Origin of the sequence: Corynebacterium lipophilum (genome assembly GCF_024102595.1) — a bacterium.
Classification (GTDB): Bacteria; Actinomycetota; Actinomycetes; order Mycobacteriales; family Mycobacteriaceae; genus Corynebacterium; species Corynebacterium pseudogenitalium.
The window spans coordinates 179,116-195,317 of sequence record NZ_JAEUWV010000002.1; the positions used below are offsets into that span (position 1 = coordinate 179,116).

The 16,202-nt window shown below is 59.0% G+C and carries 14 protein-coding genes; 8 read left to right on the forward strand and 6 right to left on the reverse strand.

Annotation, left to right across the window (positions count from 1 at the left end):
- Positions 1-8: 8 nt before the first annotated feature.
- Positions 9-314 carry a 30S ribosomal protein S10 gene (gene rpsJ, locus JMN37_RS02780; protein ID WP_003848085.1) on the reverse strand — a complete coding sequence of 102 codons (306 nt, stop codon included), beginning with the start codon at positions 312-314 and terminating at the stop codon, positions 9-11.
- Positions 315-879: 565 nt separating this feature from the next.
- Here rpsJ and JMN37_RS02785 point away from each other — a divergent pair.
- The 6 genes from JMN37_RS02785 to JMN37_RS02810 are packed head-to-tail and all read left to right on the forward strand — an operon-like array spanning position 880 to position 3,872.
- Complete coding sequence (locus JMN37_RS02785) at positions 880-1,374, forward strand: Asp23/Gls24 family envelope stress response protein (protein WP_070363107.1); 495 nt, start codon at positions 880-882, stop codon at positions 1,372-1,374.
- 2 nt (positions 1,375-1,376) lie between these two features.
- Positions 1,377-1,688 carry a hypothetical protein gene (locus JMN37_RS02790; protein ID WP_071572787.1) on the forward strand — a complete coding sequence of 104 codons (312 nt, stop codon included), beginning with the start codon at positions 1,377-1,379 and terminating at the stop codon, positions 1,686-1,688.
- A gap of 57 nt (positions 1,689-1,745) precedes the next feature.
- Positions 1,746-1,946: a hypothetical protein gene (locus JMN37_RS02795; protein ID WP_070363109.1), complete on the forward strand. Its 201-nt coding sequence runs from the start codon at positions 1,746-1,748 to the stop codon at positions 1,944-1,946.
- Positions 1,946-2,731 carry an Asp23/Gls24 family envelope stress response protein gene (locus JMN37_RS02800; protein WP_070477536.1) on the forward strand — a complete coding sequence of 262 codons (786 nt, stop codon included), beginning with the start codon at positions 1,946-1,948 and terminating at the stop codon, positions 2,729-2,731. Before JMN37_RS02795 ends, JMN37_RS02800 begins: the two co-directional genes overlap by 1 nt.
- Positions 2,718-3,311 (forward strand): hypothetical protein, encoded by a 594-nt coding sequence (locus tag JMN37_RS02805; protein ID WP_070477535.1) that lies wholly within the window; start codon positions 2,718-2,720, stop codon positions 3,309-3,311. The genes JMN37_RS02800 and JMN37_RS02805 overlap by 14 nt, the downstream gene beginning before the upstream one ends.
- Positions 3,312-3,872 carry an Asp23/Gls24 family envelope stress response protein gene (locus JMN37_RS02810; RefSeq protein ID WP_071572788.1) on the forward strand — a complete coding sequence of 187 codons (561 nt, stop codon included), beginning with the start codon at positions 3,312-3,314 and terminating at the stop codon, positions 3,870-3,872.
- A gap of 681 nt (positions 3,873-4,553) precedes the next feature.
- Here the strand turns inward: JMN37_RS02810 and tuf are convergent.
- From tuf to rpsL, 4 genes are all read right to left on the reverse strand, one after another.
- The gene (tuf, locus tag JMN37_RS02815) at positions 4,554-5,744 is read right to left on the reverse strand and encodes an elongation factor Tu (RefSeq protein ID WP_071572789.1); all 1,191 of its coding nucleotides are present in this window, start codon (positions 5,742-5,744) and stop codon (positions 4,554-4,556) included.
- Positions 5,745-6,057: 313 nt separating this feature from the next.
- Positions 6,058-8,178 (reverse strand): elongation factor G, encoded by a 2,121-nt coding sequence (fusA, locus tag JMN37_RS02820; protein ID WP_071572790.1) that lies wholly within the window; start codon positions 8,176-8,178, stop codon positions 6,058-6,060.
- 240 nt (positions 8,179-8,418) lie between these two features.
- Positions 8,419-8,886: a 30S ribosomal protein S7 gene (gene rpsG / locus JMN37_RS02825; RefSeq protein WP_071572791.1), complete on the reverse strand. Its 468-nt coding sequence runs from the start codon at positions 8,884-8,886 to the stop codon at positions 8,419-8,421.
- A 6-nt stretch (positions 8,887-8,892) separates the two neighbouring features.
- On the reverse strand, positions 8,893-9,264 hold the full coding sequence (gene rpsL / locus JMN37_RS02830; protein ID WP_070363116.1) for a 30S ribosomal protein S12: 372 nt from the start codon (positions 9,262-9,264) through the stop codon (positions 8,893-8,895).
- 405 nt (positions 9,265-9,669) lie between these two features.
- On the opposite strand from rpsL, the gene JMN37_RS02835 reads away from it, so the two are divergent.
- Together JMN37_RS02835 and JMN37_RS02840 are read left to right on the forward strand one after the other, a co-directional pair.
- On the forward strand, positions 9,670-11,454 hold the full coding sequence (locus tag JMN37_RS02835; RefSeq protein ID WP_252930982.1) for a ribonucleoside triphosphate reductase: 1,785 nt from the start codon (positions 9,670-9,672) through the stop codon (positions 11,452-11,454).
- Positions 11,420-12,082 (forward strand): anaerobic ribonucleoside-triphosphate reductase activating protein, encoded by a 663-nt coding sequence (locus tag JMN37_RS02840; RefSeq protein WP_070363588.1) that lies wholly within the window; start codon positions 11,420-11,422, stop codon positions 12,080-12,082. Before JMN37_RS02835 ends, JMN37_RS02840 begins: the two co-directional genes overlap by 35 nt.
- Before the next feature lie 80 nt (positions 12,083-12,162).
- On the opposite strand, the gene JMN37_RS02845 is transcribed toward JMN37_RS02840, so the two are convergent.
- Positions 12,163-16,161 carry a DNA-directed RNA polymerase subunit beta' gene (locus JMN37_RS02845; RefSeq protein WP_071572792.1) on the reverse strand — a complete coding sequence of 1,333 codons (3,999 nt, stop codon included), beginning with the start codon at positions 16,159-16,161 and terminating at the stop codon, positions 12,163-12,165.
- Between the last annotated feature and the right edge of the window lie 41 nt (positions 16,162-16,202).

A 16,202-nucleotide genomic window follows, 5' to 3' on the forward strand; every position in this document is an offset into this window, starting at 1 on the left:
TCTAGTGATTACTGGATGTTCACGTCAACGCTTGCAGGAAGGTCGATACGCATGAGCGCGTCAACCGTCTTCGGCGTCGGATCGAGAATGTCGATGAGACGCTTGTGCGTGCGCATCTCAAAGTGCTCGCGAGAGTCCTTGTACTTGTGGGGAGAACGAATAACGGCGTACACGTTCTTCTCTGTGGGCAACGGCACCGGTCCAACGACGCGGGCACCCGTGCGGGTGACCGTCTCAACGATCTTCTTCGCAGATGCGTCGATCGCTTCGTGGTCGTAGGCCTTCAGCCTGATGCGGATCTTCTGTCCCGCCACGCTTACCTCTTCCTCGCATCCCCACATTCTGAACGAAGCGGTGGGGTTGTAGCTTCTAGTTTCTCTATAACGTTGTCCGGGCTGGGCCCATGGCTCAACGCCAGTGTCGTTTTCATTGACTGTTTGACACTTCCGGAAGGTGAGTAACGCGACAATAAACTGCGCGCTTACTTCAGTGCTTCCGCCTCGGTGCACACGTGCATCGGGGTGTCAGACTCGGAAGGGTGCGTGACCCTTGCGTACTGCCGCTGTTTATTTGCCATGTCCCTTCTCCGGTTTCTCACCTAGTTAACCTAGATAAAAACCTTCTTTGGAAGGTGTCATGTTTACCCCACCATCACAACCTTGCGGCCGCCATGTCGAGGCAACCCGAGTATTAAAACACGTTCTTGCAAGAAGCGCAACCCCTCCTCTGAACATTTCAGTTTGATTGCAGAGTGATATCCATTCGGAACTTTTTGCATCGATTCAGGCAAGCTAGTTGGTTGCTGTGTACCCTGGGTGTTTACACGGGCGTCTGTCCGTCGTACTTTTCTTTACCCATATATATACGAAGGGATTTTCCATGGCCGACCACAATGCAACCGAGAACACCCCTGCCACCACTGAGGCAAAGGAGACGGAGCAGGTTCGCACTCGCAACTCCAACCTTGAGACTGAGCACGGCACCACAATGATCGACGACAACGTCGTCGGCAAGATCGCCGGCATCGCCGCCCGCGAAGTTTCCGGTGTTTACAACCTGGGCGGTGGCGCTGCACGCATGTGGGGTGCTGTTCGCGAGTCGCTGACCTCCTCCACCAATGTTCAGCAGGGCGTCGATGTCGTTGTCGAGGACGGCCACGCTTCCGTCGCTGTTGCAATTATTGCGGAGTACGGCGTCGCCATCCACGAGCTCGCAAACGCCATCCGCGAGAACATCACTGTTGCTGTTACCCGCATGACCGGCCTTATCGTTGACCGCGTCGACGTCACTGTTCACGATGTCCACCTGCCGGAGCAGGACAACGAGGAGTCCAACGAGGCCGCCTACAACGCTAACCAGGCGCTGGCTCAGTAGTTATGGCGTACACCTCCGTTAGCCGCGAGGTGGCCGAAGCCGCCCGGGACGCCATTTTGGCCGTCCCCGGCGTTGCGGGTATGCATGGCGGGTTCTTCGGTGAAGTTGCCCTCCTGCTACCCGGCGAGCGGATCGAAGGGCTCAAACCCGCGACGCGATCCTCAGACCCCAACCTCCGCGGCCTTGAAGTCAACTTTATTTACGACGTTTCGAGCGAACGGGACATTCACTCCATCGCCGACGACGTACGCACCGCTACCCTGCGCGCCACCGATGTCGATTTCGTCGACGTTGTTGTCGCCGACGCCGAATAGGTACGCCCGTTAGGGCGTCCGCGTTGCGTACCCACAACTACAAGTAAGTGGTGAACAATGAATCTTTTATCTAACAAAGCGTTAACCGGTGTCATTATCGGCATTATCGTTGCTTTCTTCGTCACCTTTGGCGGCGGACTCGGGCTACTTTGGCTCGTTCTCTTCTCCGTCATTGGTGGTGTCGTCGGCGCCCAGCTTGATGGCAAGCTGGACCTCGCAGAAATCCTGAGCACCAGCTCGGGCAAGGGTCGTAGCTAATGGCGTCGAACCAATTCCATCTCAGTGAGCGCGTCATCGCGCAGATTGCTGAGGTGGCGGCTTCGTCAGTGCCCGGCACGATCGAAATGGACGCAAAGCTTGCAGGTTTGGCAGGCCGCAGCTTTCCCCAAATCGATGTCCGCCTGGACCGAGTTTCAGGCACCGCGGCCGTCGAAGCCGAGATCGCTACTACTTACCCTGCCCCCATTGCTGCCATCACGGACGCGGTGCGTTCAACGATCATCTCGCACATCCGGACCTTGACTGGGCTTGACGTCTCCAGCGTCAATATCGAGGTGGCAAACGTCACCGCGAACGCCGGTGAACCCGTCTCGTGGGACGACGTTGCAAACCACCAGTCGTTCATCATCCCGACTCCGCTGAAGGTCAAGCCTTTGGACGTAGAGTCCCCGACGACGAAGGAGCCGGAACCGTTGCACGATATCGTCGCTCGCTCGCTTGTCGACGACCTGACGGACACCCACGTTCCAGAGCCAGTCTCTGTGAAATCCATTGCCGCTCCGACTCCGTACCCCGTGCGTACCAAGGGCTTCGAAGCACAGCCCACGCGGGTTTTCCGTCCACAAACGCCGGAGCCTGCCCGACTGCTTGGCGTGCAAACACGCAAACAGCGCGTATATAGCCCGAGCGTTCCGCAACCTGCGCCGCTCAAGCCCATTCGCGTGAAGCGCACTGCGGCACCGACGACGGTATCGGCACCGCAACCTCAGCCGCTTCGTGAAATTACGATCAAACCGGCGGTGAAGTACTATGACCGAACCTAATACGCCCGTCGCCCCAGTAGGCCCGCACCCGGCTGCCGCACCGAAAGCTAGCCCAGTTGCACGCTGGATCACCGTGCTCGCCGGCCTGGCGTTCCTCGGGGGCGCCGTTGTTATCGGGCACGACGTTTGGGTCCGCCTCCAAGAAGCAGATGGCCAAACCGAATGGCTCCCCGAGCTCTACGACCAGTTGACGTTGAATCTCATTGACATTACGTGGGTAGCCGTCGCCGTCGGCATCGTTGTGATGTTGGTGGGGCTTGCGCTCGTGATTGCGTCGTTGAAGCCACGCCAGAAAACTCATCTACGCGTGCAGTCACCGGTTTCGATCTGGACGCGACCCGTGGATATTGCGCGGAAGTCGACGTTCCTTGCAACGTCTCAGTTTGGCGCAAACCATGCGCGTACCAAAGCGGACCGGAACAAATTGACGCTCACAATGCAGACCGACGTCCAGCGGCCCGATGTCGAGCAGCAAGCGCACGAAACTCTCGTTGGTGAGTTCCAGCGTCTGGAGCAGGTACCCGCCATCACCATCAAGACCGAAGCGCCAGCACCAGTTGCTGAACAGGAGGCGAAGTAAATGACCAAGACACTTGCGTTCTTTGACCGCCTGCTCGTGTTCATCATTGGCGTTCTCCTGCTCTGCGTCGGGTTTATCCCACTCACGTACTTCTGGGACATCCCCTACGTGAGCGAATGGATCCAGCAGGTCGATCCAGTCGTGATCAGCAATCTTCCCTACCGTTCCTGGTACAACACAGCGCTGATCGTCGGTGCTGTCGTGCTGGTACTTCTTGGACTGTGGGCTGTCATCGCAAATATTCGCAGCCGCGGATTCTCGACCCGAGCAATCACCGCGGCCGACGCCGAGCATGGCACAACCGAAATCAACGTCAAACGCGTCGCCGAAGCGGCGTGCCACCACTTGGCTATGGACCCCATGATCAACTCCGCCGACGCCAAAGTTGCGATGGTGGAGACCAGGCCGACCGTTGAATTCGTTGCGATTGCCAACCCAGCATTCTCGCTTGACGAAGTCGTTGACGTTCTCGAACGCGCCGATCAGGACTTCCGAATGGCAAACCACACAATGAACGTGGATACCCTGTGGAAGCTGCACTTCGACCAGGTTAGCGCCTAAAAGGACTCACGCGAAAGCTCCCCGCCAACGGGTGGGGAGCTTTTTCATGTCCAGACGGTGCGGCTTAAAAGACATTTTGTGTGTATATATCTATTCGGTTTCCCGGACTCCCGATATGGTTTTCAAAACAGTTCCATTCGCCGGTCTTGAGAATTGAACGCCGGATGACGTCTGACGTGTGGGATGTATCGAGTCTGCGGGTAGCGCAGCGAGATTGGTGGCTCTAGAGAACAAGAACCGGTCTCTCTACGCGTTGGGCGATCGCATACTGCCAGGGGGACGAGCAAAGCCCTGGGCGTGCACGATACTGGCCAGGGCACGAACAGGACCGGGAAGCAAGGCATTGGGGTATGCCGTTAAGCGAGCTGCCATACAGCCTGCGGGGCGAGAGACGATCTTGCACACAGCGGTGCACTGAATGGGCGGCTGAAAGAATTCAATACTGGCAATGATCGTCAGTGCAACCCCAGTCTAGCCGTGAGAAAGGGGTGGGCTGGACGCGGCTAGTTACACACAAAATGTCCCTTAAGTCGGCGGTGCCCAAAGCACTGAAGTAACAGCACGGTGACCAGCTGCAGGACATAGTGGTCCTAGAACCGTTGCCTTCCCAACGCACTGTAGGCATGAAAAAAGGTCACTCCCCGATGGGGAGTGACCTTTACGTCACGTTATCGGACTGAGTTAGCCGAGGATCTTGGTGACGCGGCCAGCGCCGACGGTACGGGAGCCCTCGCGGATAGCGAAGCGCAGGCCCTCGTCCATAGCGACTGGGTGGATCAGCTCGACGGACATGTCGACGTTGTCGCCAGGCATGACCATCTCGGTGCCCTCAGGCAGGTGCACAACACCGGTAACGTCGGTGGTGCGGAAGTAGAACTGAGGACGGTAGTTGTCGAAGAATGGCGTGTGACGGCCACCCTCGTCCTTGGACAGGACGTAGACGGAGCCCTCGAACTTGGAGTGAGGGGTGTAAGCGCCCGGCTTGATGACAACCTGACCACGCTCAACGTCCTCACGCTTCAGGCCACGAAGCAGCAGAGCTGCGTTGTCGCCAGCCTCAGCGGTGTCGAGAAGCTTGTTGAACATCTCGATGGAGGTGACGGTGGTCTTCGTGGACTTCTCGCGGATACCGATGATCTCAACTTCGTCGTTGAGGTTCAGGACGCCACGCTCAACACGGCCGGTAACAACGGTACCGCGGCCGGAAATGGTGAAGATGTCCTCGATCGGCATCAGGAAGTCACGGTCGGTCTCGCGAACTGGGTCCGGAATGGAGTTGTCGCAAGCATCCATGAGCTCAACGATGGAGTCAACCCACTTCTCCTCGCCCTCAAGAGCCTTCAGAGCGGAGATGTGAACGATTGGAGCCTCTTCGTCGTAATCCTGCTCTGCGAGAAGCTCACGAACTTCCATCTCGACGAGCTCGATGATTTCCTCATCGTCGACCATGTCGCACTTGTTCAGAGCAACGAGGATGTAAGGAACGCCAACCTGGCGAGCAAGCAGAACGTGCTCGCGGGTCTGAGGCATCGGACCGTCGGTAGCAGCAACCACGAGGATTGCGCCGTCCATCTGAGCAGCACCGGTGATCATGTTCTTGATGTAGTCAGCGTGGCCTGGAGCATCCACGTGTGCGTAGTGACGCTTAGGAGTGTTGTACTCGACGTGGGAAATGTTAATGGTAATGCCGCGCTCGCGCTCTTCCGGCGCCTTGTCAATCGCGTCGTACGCGAAGGACTTGTTCTCCTCCGGGTACTTGTCAGCGAGCACCTTGGTGATAGCAGCCGTGGTGGTCGTCTTACCGTGGTCGACGTGACCAATGGTACCGATGTTGACGTGCGGCTTTGTACGTTCGAACTTTGCCTTTGCCACTGTATGTCCTCCTAGGACTTCATGGTGGCTACGACCTTCGCAGCCACGTGGTTTACATTTGCCTTTGCCTTCGAAAAGGCGTCGGCTCATTCACAATGTGCCAGTTACCTGATCCTAGAGATTCCCAGTCTGATTTTCAAACCGTCAGACCGAAAGCTCCGGGATCATTCGTCGCGAGTAACGGCCGGCTCAAACCACCACTTCAATCTTGTGGCGATTCCAGCGCGACCGCTACTAGCGGCCATCCCTGCTTCCTTCTACCGGTCACGCTCACTGGCACGTGAGCAGGCCGTCGAGAAGCAGGGAGCAGCGATTAGTTGCCGTTGCGGGCGTCGATGATTTCCTGAGCGACGTTGGACGGAACTTCACCGTAGGAGTCGAACACCATGGTGTAGTTCGCGCGACCCTGCGTCTTGGAGCGCAGGTCACCGACGTAGCCGAACATCTGCGACAGCGGAACAACAGCCTTGACAACCTTGGCGCCAGAGCGGTCGTCCATCGAGTTGACCTGGCCACGACGGGAGTTCAGGTCACCGATGACGTCACCCATGTACTCCTCAGGCGTCACAACCTCAACAGCCATCAGCGGCTCGAGCAGCACTGGCTTCGCCTTAGCGACGGCCTCCTTGAGCACCTGCGAACCGGCCATCTTGAAGGCCATTTCGGAGGAGTCAACCTCGTGGTAAGCGCCGTCTTCGAGGGTTGCCTTGATGTTGACCAGCGGGTAGCCAGCGAGGTAGCCGTACTGCATCGCGTCCTGGATACCGGCATCCACGGAAGGGATGTACTCCTTCGGCACGCGACCACCGGTGACCTCGTTGACGAACAGGTAGGTTGCGCTCTCGCCCTCTTCCAGGGTCTCTGGATCCGGGTTGTAAGGCTCGATGGAAACGATAACCTTTGCGAACTGACCGGAACCACCCGTCTGCTTCTTGTGGGTGTAGTCCAGGGACTGCACCTTCTTGCGGATGGTCTCGCGGTACGCAACCTGTGGAGAACCAATGTTCGCCTCGACCTTGAACTCGCGCTTCATGCGGTCAACGAGGACGTCGAGGTGGAGCTCGCCCATGCCGCCGATAACGGTCTGGCCGGTCTCCTCATCCAGGTGAACGGTGAAGGTTGGGTCCTCTTCAGCAAGCTTCTGAATAGCGGTGCCCAGCTTCTCCTGGTCAGCTTTGGTCTTCGGCTCAATAGCAACCTGAATAACCGGATCCGGGAAGTCCATGGACTCGAGGATGATCGGGTGATCAGGGTTGCACAGGGTGTCACCAGTAGTGGTGTGCTTCAGACCAATGAACGCGTAGATGTTGCCGGCGTCAGCGTGCTCAACCGGATTCTCCTTGTTCGCGTGCATCTGGAAGAGCTTGCCCACGCGCTCACGCTGCTGCTTGGTGGAGTTCATCATGTTCTCGCCCGGGATAGCCTGGCCCGAGTACACGCGCACGTAAGTCAGCTTGCCGAAGAACGGGTGCACAGCAATCTTGAACGCCAGTGCAGAGAACGGCTCATCAACGGAAGGCTTACGCGTGAGGTCTTCCTCACCGTCGACGGAGGTGCCGTGAACCTCGCCGATATCCAGCGGAGAAGGCAGGTAATCGACGATGGCGTCCAGCACAGGCTCGACACCCTTGTTGCGGTACGCAGTACCACAGAACACTGGGTAAACTTCCGAATTAACGGTCAGCTTACGGATGCCAGCCTTGAGCTCCTCGATCGTGAGCTCTTCGCCGCCGAAGTACTTCTCCATGAGCTCTTCGTCGGACTCAGCAACGGTCTCGACGAGCTTCTCACGGTACTCCTCAGCCTTTTCCTTCAGATCGTCCGGGATCTCGGTGATCTGTGCAGGGGTGCCGGTCTCGACCTTGCCTGGCCACAGCATTGCCTTCATCTCAAGAAGGTCAACGACGCCGTCAAAGTCATCCTCAGCACCGATCGGCAGCTGCATCACCAACGGCTTGGCGCCGAGACGATCGACGATCGTGCCAACGGTGTAGTAGAAGTCAGCGCCCAGCTTGTCCATCTTGTTGACGAAGCAGATACGCGGAACGTCGTACTTTGCAGCCTGACGCCAGACCTGCTCAGACTGCGGCTCAACGCCTTCCTTGCCGTCGAACACAGCAACTGCGCCATCGAGCACGCGCAAGGAACGCTCAACCTCGACGGTGAAGTCCACGTGACCCGGCGTATCGATGATGTTGATCTGGTTGTTATTCCAGAAGCAGGTCACTGCTGCGGACGTAATGGTGATGCCGCGCTCTTTCTCCTGCTCCATCCAGTCAGTTGTGGAAGCACCGTCGTGGGTCTCGCCGACCTTGCGGTTAATACCGGTGTAGAACAGAATGCGCTCTGTCGTGGTGGTCTTACCAGCATCGATGTGCGCCATGATGCCGATGTTGCGGACCTTGTGCAGGTCCTTAAGCACTTCTTGTGCCACGTTATTTACCCCAACTTAAAAGTCGTCGACGTGCTGCACACGTCTTGGCGAATATTTACCTAGTTCATTGTGCCACTGTTTGCCCAAGATGGGCAGAGCCAGCCTGGAAGTCACCTCAAAACAAAAACCCGGACGCCGCACGTGCACCCACATTGGTGGGTAACCACGTATGCAATTGTGCACACGTTGTCCGTGTCAGCATGGTCCGGGCGCTTTGTTTCATATATGACCTACCGGCGACTACCAGCGGTAGTGAGCAAACGCGCGGTTTGCCTCAGCCATCTTGTGGACGTCCTCGCGACGCTTCACGGATGCACCCAAGCCGTTGGACGCGTCCAGGATCTCATTAGCGAGACGCTCGACCATCGAGTTCTCACGACGCTGGCGCGTGAAGGTGACCATCCAGCGCAGAGCCAGAGTGGTTGCACGAACTGGCTTCACCTCGACTGGAACCTGGTAGGTAGCGCCACCGACACGACGGGAGCGAACCTCAAGGTCAGGACGGATGTTGCCGAGCGCCTTTTCCAAGGTGCCAACCGGATCGGTGCCGGTCTTTTCACGGCAGATCTCGAGTGCACCGTAGACGATACGCTCAGCGGTGGACTTCTTGCCGTCGAGAAGCACCTTATTGACCAGCTGGGTCACGAGTTCAGAGTTGTATACCGGGTCCTTAACGATGGGACGCTTCGGAGCTTGCTGCTTACGCATTTCTGATTACTGTCCCTTCTTTGCGCCGTAGCGGGAACGAGCCTGCTTACGATCCTTGACACCCTGGGTATCCAAGGAACCACGAATAATCTTGTAGCGAACACCTGGGAGGTCCTTCACACGACCACCACGGACAAGCACCATGGAGTGCTCCTGGAGGTTGTGGCCCTCACCTGGGATGTATGCGGAGACCTCAATACCGGAGGTCAGACGAACACGAGCAACCTTACGAAGCGCCGAGTTCGGCTTCTTCGGCGTGGTGGTGTACACGCGGGTGCACACGCCACGACGCTGCGGGGAACCCTTCAGCGCTGCAGTTGCTACCTTGCCACGCTTGTCGTGGCGGCCCTTGCGGACCAGCTGCTGGATAGTTGGCATAGATTTTCCTTCTAATTTTTACGCTGAGGCGGACAATCGCCTGAACATGCAAAAATGAGGGCTCTTTCCCGGGGCCCTGCCGCACGTCCAGAACGCTCCGCCACGTTTATGCGAAAACGATCAGACACTTCACCTTGAGTTGGTGAACCGTCCGACAGCGTATCACGGCCACCCCAGCTTTGCAAGACCGAAACCTCCTCCACAGTACATACCCCCGCTCGAGGGTGTACTGAAGGTGTATGGAGGCGCTACTACACCTACACCTATCGCCCGTCGTCCACCAAGGATGCACACCCCTACGGCTACCACATGTTGTATCTCAGTTACTCTTTGTGTCCATATCTACTAAATACGATCAATGGAATTACAGCTACGTTAGTTACGAACCGAGAGAAAGGAAGCAGCATGGCCGCCAACAACGTCAACCCCCAAGCCACCATCAACGAATACCTCCACCGCGCTGACTGGCGCATCAACGCAAACGCCAATCAGGACTACTCCCTCGGCGGAATGATTCTCAACTCCGCCGGCAAAATCACCGCCAACTACTGGCTGGACGAAGTGTTTTCCGACGTCGCCGGCAATGCCCACCGCAACGGCGACCTCCACATCCACGATCTCGACATGCTCTCCGGGTACTGCGCAGGGTGGTCATTGAGGCAACTCCTTGAAGAAGGGTTCGGAGGGGTACCTGGCACGATATCTTCTCTGCCACCAAAACATTTCTCCTCCGCGTGCGGACAAGTAGTGAACTTCCTCGGCACGCTGCAGAACGAATGGGCTGGCGCGCAGGCGTTCTCCAGCTTCGATACCTACATGGCACCATTCGTGCGGCTGGACTCGCTCACCTACGAGGACGTCTTGCAACACATGCAGGAGTTCGTCTTCAACCTCAACGTTCCCTCGCGTTGGGGGACGCAGACTCCGTTCACGAACCTTACTTTTGACTGGACGTGCCCTCAGGACCTCGCTGAGCAGACTCCGTTCATCGGTGGAGACCCTGTCGACTTCACTTACGGCGAGCTCCAAGAAGAGATGGACATGATCAACCGCGCGTTCATTGAGGTTATGTCCCAAGGCGACGCCGACGGCCGCCCATTTACCTTCCCCATCCCGACGTACAACATCACCAAGGACTTCGACTGGGGCTCGCCAAACACGAAAGCCCTGTTCGACATGACTGGCAAGTACGGCCTCCCCTACTTCCAAAATTTCCTCAACTCGGATTTGGACCCAGGCATGATCCGCTCGATGTGCTGCCGCCTCCAACTCGACCTGCGTGAACTACTCAAGCGCGGAAACGGCCTGTTCGGTTCCGCGGAGCTCACTGGCTCCATTGGCGTAGTCACCCTGAACTGCGCACGCCTCGGGTACCTCTTCCCCAACAATGAGGCTGCACTACTGCGCAGGGTTGACGAGTTGATCGAGGTGGCTGTCGATACGCTGGAGCGGCGTCGCGCGTTTGTGCAAGATTGCTTCGATAAGGGGCTATACCCGTACACGAAACGGTGGTTACCGGGGTTTGACAACCACTTCACCACCATCGGGGTCAATGGCTGCAACGAAATGGTACGCAACTTCACGCACGACGCCTACGACATCACCGACCCCCAAGGCCACGCACTTGTGGCGCGCCTGCTCGACCACATCAATGCCCGTATCACGGAAGCTCAGGAACGTACAGGGCACCTCTACAACCTAGAAGCGTCCCCCGCGGAAGGCGCAACGTACCGCTTCGCACGCGAGGACCGTGCCCGCTATCCCGGCATCATCCAGGCAGGTACCGAGGAGCAGCCGTACTACACCAACTCCTCCCAGCTGCCTGTTGCGCACACTCCAGATCCGTTCGCGGCGCTCGCCGCCCAGGAGGACCTGCAAACGAAGTACACCGGCGGCACGGTGCTTCACCTGTACATGGGCGCAGCAATGTCCAGTGGCGAAGCAACCGCCAAGCTCGTACGACGCAGCCTAGAAACCTTCCGCCTGCCGTACATCACTATCACGCCGACGTTCTCCATCTGCGCAAACCACGGCTACATCTCCGGCGAGCACCCCGAATGCCCGCACTGCGGAAGCGCCACCGAAATGTGGACGCGCGTAATGGGCTACTTCCGGCCCGTGCAAAGCTTCAACACTGGGAAGAAGGGTGAGTTCGCTGAGCGTCACTACTTCGCAGAAGCCTTCGCCTAACCTGCCGGTGGCGGGGATCATTCCGTTCTCCGCCACCGACTGGCCCGGCCGTCTCACGGTCACGGCATTCACACAAGGCTGCCCACTGCGCTGCAGCTACTGCCACAACCCTAACTTGCAGGAATTTACTCCTGCTCCCCACGATTTCTCGGAAGTGCTCGACTTACTGCGGGCTCGACACGGACTGATTGACGCCCTCGTCATTTCCGGCGGCGAACCACTCGCATGCGCAGGACTCGGCGAAGCGATTGCCGCGGCCCATGAGATCGGGTTTCCCGTCGGGCTACACACGAGTGGCTATGTCCCCGCGAGGCTGGGTTCCATTCTCGCTGAGTCGACTACCCGCCCCGACTGGATCGGGTTCGACGTCAAGGCGCTTCCCGAGCACTTACCCTCGGTCGCTGGTGTCACCAGCGTGGTGGCTGCACGGATGTGGGAAAGCCTCGACATCGTGTGCACCGCGGCCCGCGAACATGGCATGGGACTGCAGCTGCGTACTACGTTGTGGCCGGGGTCCGTCATCGAGCAAAACATCGACCAGCTGCAGGACGCCGCCGCACAGCGGGGCCACGCGCTGGTATTGCAGTGGGCTCGCGGAGTTGACGCCGACGGCGTGTACAGCGCCTAAGGCAAAGCGCCCCGCCTCCCTGGGTTCAGGGGGCGGGGCGCCGGTGCTGGGGTAGCAGACCTAGCTATAAGCCAGAGTCACTAGATCTGGTCGTACCCGTATTCCTCCAGTGGGACGGAGGCGCCGGTGTAGTCGCCGTATGCCTCGTCGCCGTAGATGCCGTCGCCGAAGGACGGGATCGAGTAGGCGGCGGAGCGGGCGGCTTCCGTCGGCTTGACCGTGATGTTGCGGTAGCGCGAGATACCGGTACCAGCCGGGATCAACTTACCGATGATCACGTTCTCCTTCAGACCGATCAGCTGGTCAGAACGCTTGTTGATAGCAGCGTCCGTGAGCACACGCGTGGTCTCCTGGAACGAGGCGGCGGACAGCCAGGACTCGGTTGCCAGGGAGGCCTTGGTGATACCCATGATCTCGGAGCGCATCTCTGCTGGCTCGCCACCATCTGCAACAGCTGCAGCGTTGACCTGGCGTGCCTCCGACAGATCCACAAGCGTACCCGGCAGGAACTCGGTGGTACCCGAGTCGATGACGGTGCCGCGTCGCAGCATCTGGCGGATGATGATCTCGATGTGCTTGTCGTGGATGGACACACCCTGGGTGCGGTACACGGCCTGCACTTCGTCGATGAGGTGCTTCTCCACACCACGGCGGCCGAGAACCTCGAGCACGTCGTGCGGGTCAGCAGCGCCGCGCAGGAGGCGGTCGCCCACGTTGACGTGGTCGCCTTCACGTAGGGAGCGCTCGATCATCGCGTTCGGGTTGGACTCCATCGGGCGGCGGACCTGTGCGAGGCCCTGGCGCTTCGACAGCTTCTCGTAGACCACAACGTCGGAGCCGTCATCCGGGTGGATGGTGAGCGTCCAGAAGTTGCCTTCGTCTTCGAGGGTGACGGTGCCGGCCACGGATGCGATCGGGGCGCAGTTCTTCGGCACGCGGGCCTCGAACAGCTCCTGAACACGTGGCAGACCACCGGTAATGTCGCCACCGACACCACCCTGGTGGAAGGTACGCATGGTCAGCTGGGTACCAGGCTCACCAATCGACTGTGCAGCCACGATACCGACGGCTTCACCGATGTCGACAAGCTTGCCGGATGCCATGGACTTGCCGTAGCACTTCGCGCAGACGCCGGTTGGGGTCTGGCAGGTCAGGACGGAGCGGACCTTGACTTCTTCGACACCGGCGGCGACGAGGGCGTCAATACGCTCTTCCGAAAGCTCAGCGTCGGCTTCGAGCACAACGTTGCCCTCGGCGTCCTTCGCGTCGGATGCCAGTACTCGGCCAGCGACGGAGGTCTCGACGAACTCGTCGCGGACGAACTTCTCACCGGCAAGCTGCGCAACTGGAACCTTGACTCCCTGGCGGGTGCCGCAGTCGTGCTCGCGGACGATGACGTCCTGGGCGACGTCGACAAGACGGCGGGTCAGGTAGCCGGAGTCTGCGGTACGCAGTGCCGTATCCGCCAGGCCCTTTCGGGAACCGTGAGAGTTGTTGAAGTACTCCATCACTGTCAGGCCTTCACGGAAGGAAGTCTTGATCGGGCGGGTGATGTACTCACCGCGCGAGTTCACGACCATGCCCTTCATGCCGGCCAGGGTCCAGATCTGACGCATGTTACCGGCAGCGCCAGACTTCACGATCATCGGAATCGGGTTGTCATCCGGGTACAGCGCCTCAACTGCTTCACCGACCTGGTTGGTGGCGTCCTGCCACAGCTCCACGAGACGGTCGTAGCGGTTCTCCTCGGTCAAGGCACCCTTCTCCCAGTACTTGCGCTCGATCTCCTCGGCGCGCTGCTCGTACTGCTCAAGGATTTCCGTCTTGTTCGGAAGCACCAACACGTCGGACATTGAGATGGTCACGCCGGAACGGGTCGCCCAGTAGAAACCGGCGTCCTTCAGCTTGTCCAGCGTTTGGGCAACGGTAATCATTGGGTACTTCTCCACCATCGACTGGATGATGTCGCCCAACAGCACCTTGCCGACACCGCCGCCCTTACGGACCATCGCGCCTTCCTGGTACGGGAAGTTGAACGGAAGCAGCTCGTTGAACATGATGCGACCAAGGGTGGTCTCCATCATCCAAGCCTGGCCCTTCGACCAGCCGTCTGGGAACTGCTCAGCCTCAATCTCAATCGTCGGACGCAGGTGGTCGATGCGCACCTTGATCGGTGCCTGCAGGCCAAGTACACCCAGGTCGTAAGCCATGATGGCCTCACGGTAGGAGGAGTACACGCCCTTGGCTGGGCCGTTCTCGTCGGCTGGGGTGAAACGACCCTCGCCGCCGATCTCGTCCTCGCCCTTTTCCATGGTCAGGAAGTACAGGCCGGTCACCATGTCCAGGCGAGGCATCGCCAGTGGCTTGCCGGATGCCGGGGACAGGATGTTGTTCGAGGACAGCATCAGGATGCGGGCCTCTGCCTGCGCCTCCGCGGACAGTGGCAGGTGGACCGCCATCTGGTCACCGTCGAAGTCAGCGTTGAACGCCTCACAGGCCAGCGGGTGCAGCTGGATTGCTTTACCCTCGACCAGCTTCGGCTCGAACGCCTGAATGCCAAGACGGTGCAGGGTTGGCGCACGGTTCAGCAGCACCGGGTGCTCGGAAATCGCCTCTTCGAGGACGTCCCACACCTCAGGGCGCTGGCGCTCCACCATGCGCTTCGCCGACTTAATGTTCTGCGCGTACTCATTGTCCACGAGGCGCTTCATCACGAACGGCTTGAACAGCTCGAGCGCCATCAGCTTCGGCAGACCACACTCGTGCATCTTCAGCTGCGGACCAACAATAATGACCGAACGGCCAGAGTAGTCCACACGCTTACCCAGCAGGTTCTGGCGGAAGCGACCCTGCTTACCCTTCAGCAGGTCAGACAGGGACTTCAGCGGACGGTTGCCTGGGCCCGTGACAGGGCGGCCACGACGGCCGTTGTCGAAGAGGGCGTCGACAGACTCTTGCAGCATGCGCTTCTCGTTGTTCACGATGATCTCTGGGGCTCCCAGGTCAATCATGCGCTTCAAACGGTTGTTGCGGTTAATTACGCGACGGTACAGGTCATTCAGATCCGAGGTGGCGAAACGGCCACCGTCGAGCTGCACCATCGGGCGCAGCTCCGGTGGGATCACCGGGATCGCGTCCAGGATCATGCCGGCAGGATCGTTGCCGGAACGCTGGAACGCAGCCACGACCTTCAGGCGCTTCAGTGCGCGGACCTTCTTCTGGCCCTTACCCTCCGCGATGATGGTGCGCAGCTCCTCCGCCTCAGCTTCAAGGTCGAAGTTGCGGATCAGCGTCTGGATCGCCTCAGCGCCCATGCCGCCGGTGAAGTAATCCTCATAACGGTCCACGAGCTCTTCGTAGAGGAACTCGTCGATAATCATCTGCTTCGGAGCAAGCTTCTGGAAGGTCGACCAGATCTCGTCGAGGCGCTCAACCTCACGCTCGCCAGCCTCACGGATGTGCTGCATCTCCTTGTCAGCAGCATTCTGCACCTTCTTACGGGCAGCAGCAGTCGCGCCGGCGGCCTCGAGCTCAGCGAGGTCCTCCTCCAGCTTCTGTGCACGCTCCGCAATCTCGGCGTTAGCGTCCTGCTCAACTTCCTTCTTCTCGAGCAGCATCTCCGCCTCGAGCGTCGACATATCGTTGTGACGCGCCTCCTCATCAACACTGGTGATGATGTTGGCAGCGAAGTAAATGATGCGCTCCAGATCCTTCGGAGCAAGATCCAGCAGGTAACCAAGGCGCGACGGGACGCCCTTGAAGTACCAAATGTGGGTCACCGGCGCAGCCAGCTCAATGTGGCCCATGCGCTCACGGCGAACCTTCGACTTGGTGACCTCGACGCCACAACGCTCACAAATGATGCCCTTGTAGCGAACACGCTTGTACTTGCCACACGCACACTCCCAGTCACGGGTAGGACCGAAGATGCGCTCGCAGAACAGGCCGTCCTTTTCCGGCTTCAACGTGCGGTAGTTAATCGTTTCGGGCTTCTTGACCTCACCATGCGACCAACGACGGATGTCGTCAGCAGTAGCCAGGCCGATGCGAAGCTCGTCGAAGAGGTTTACGTCAAACACGTAAATTCCCTTTCACCTCCCCAACGACGGGGAGGATTGCA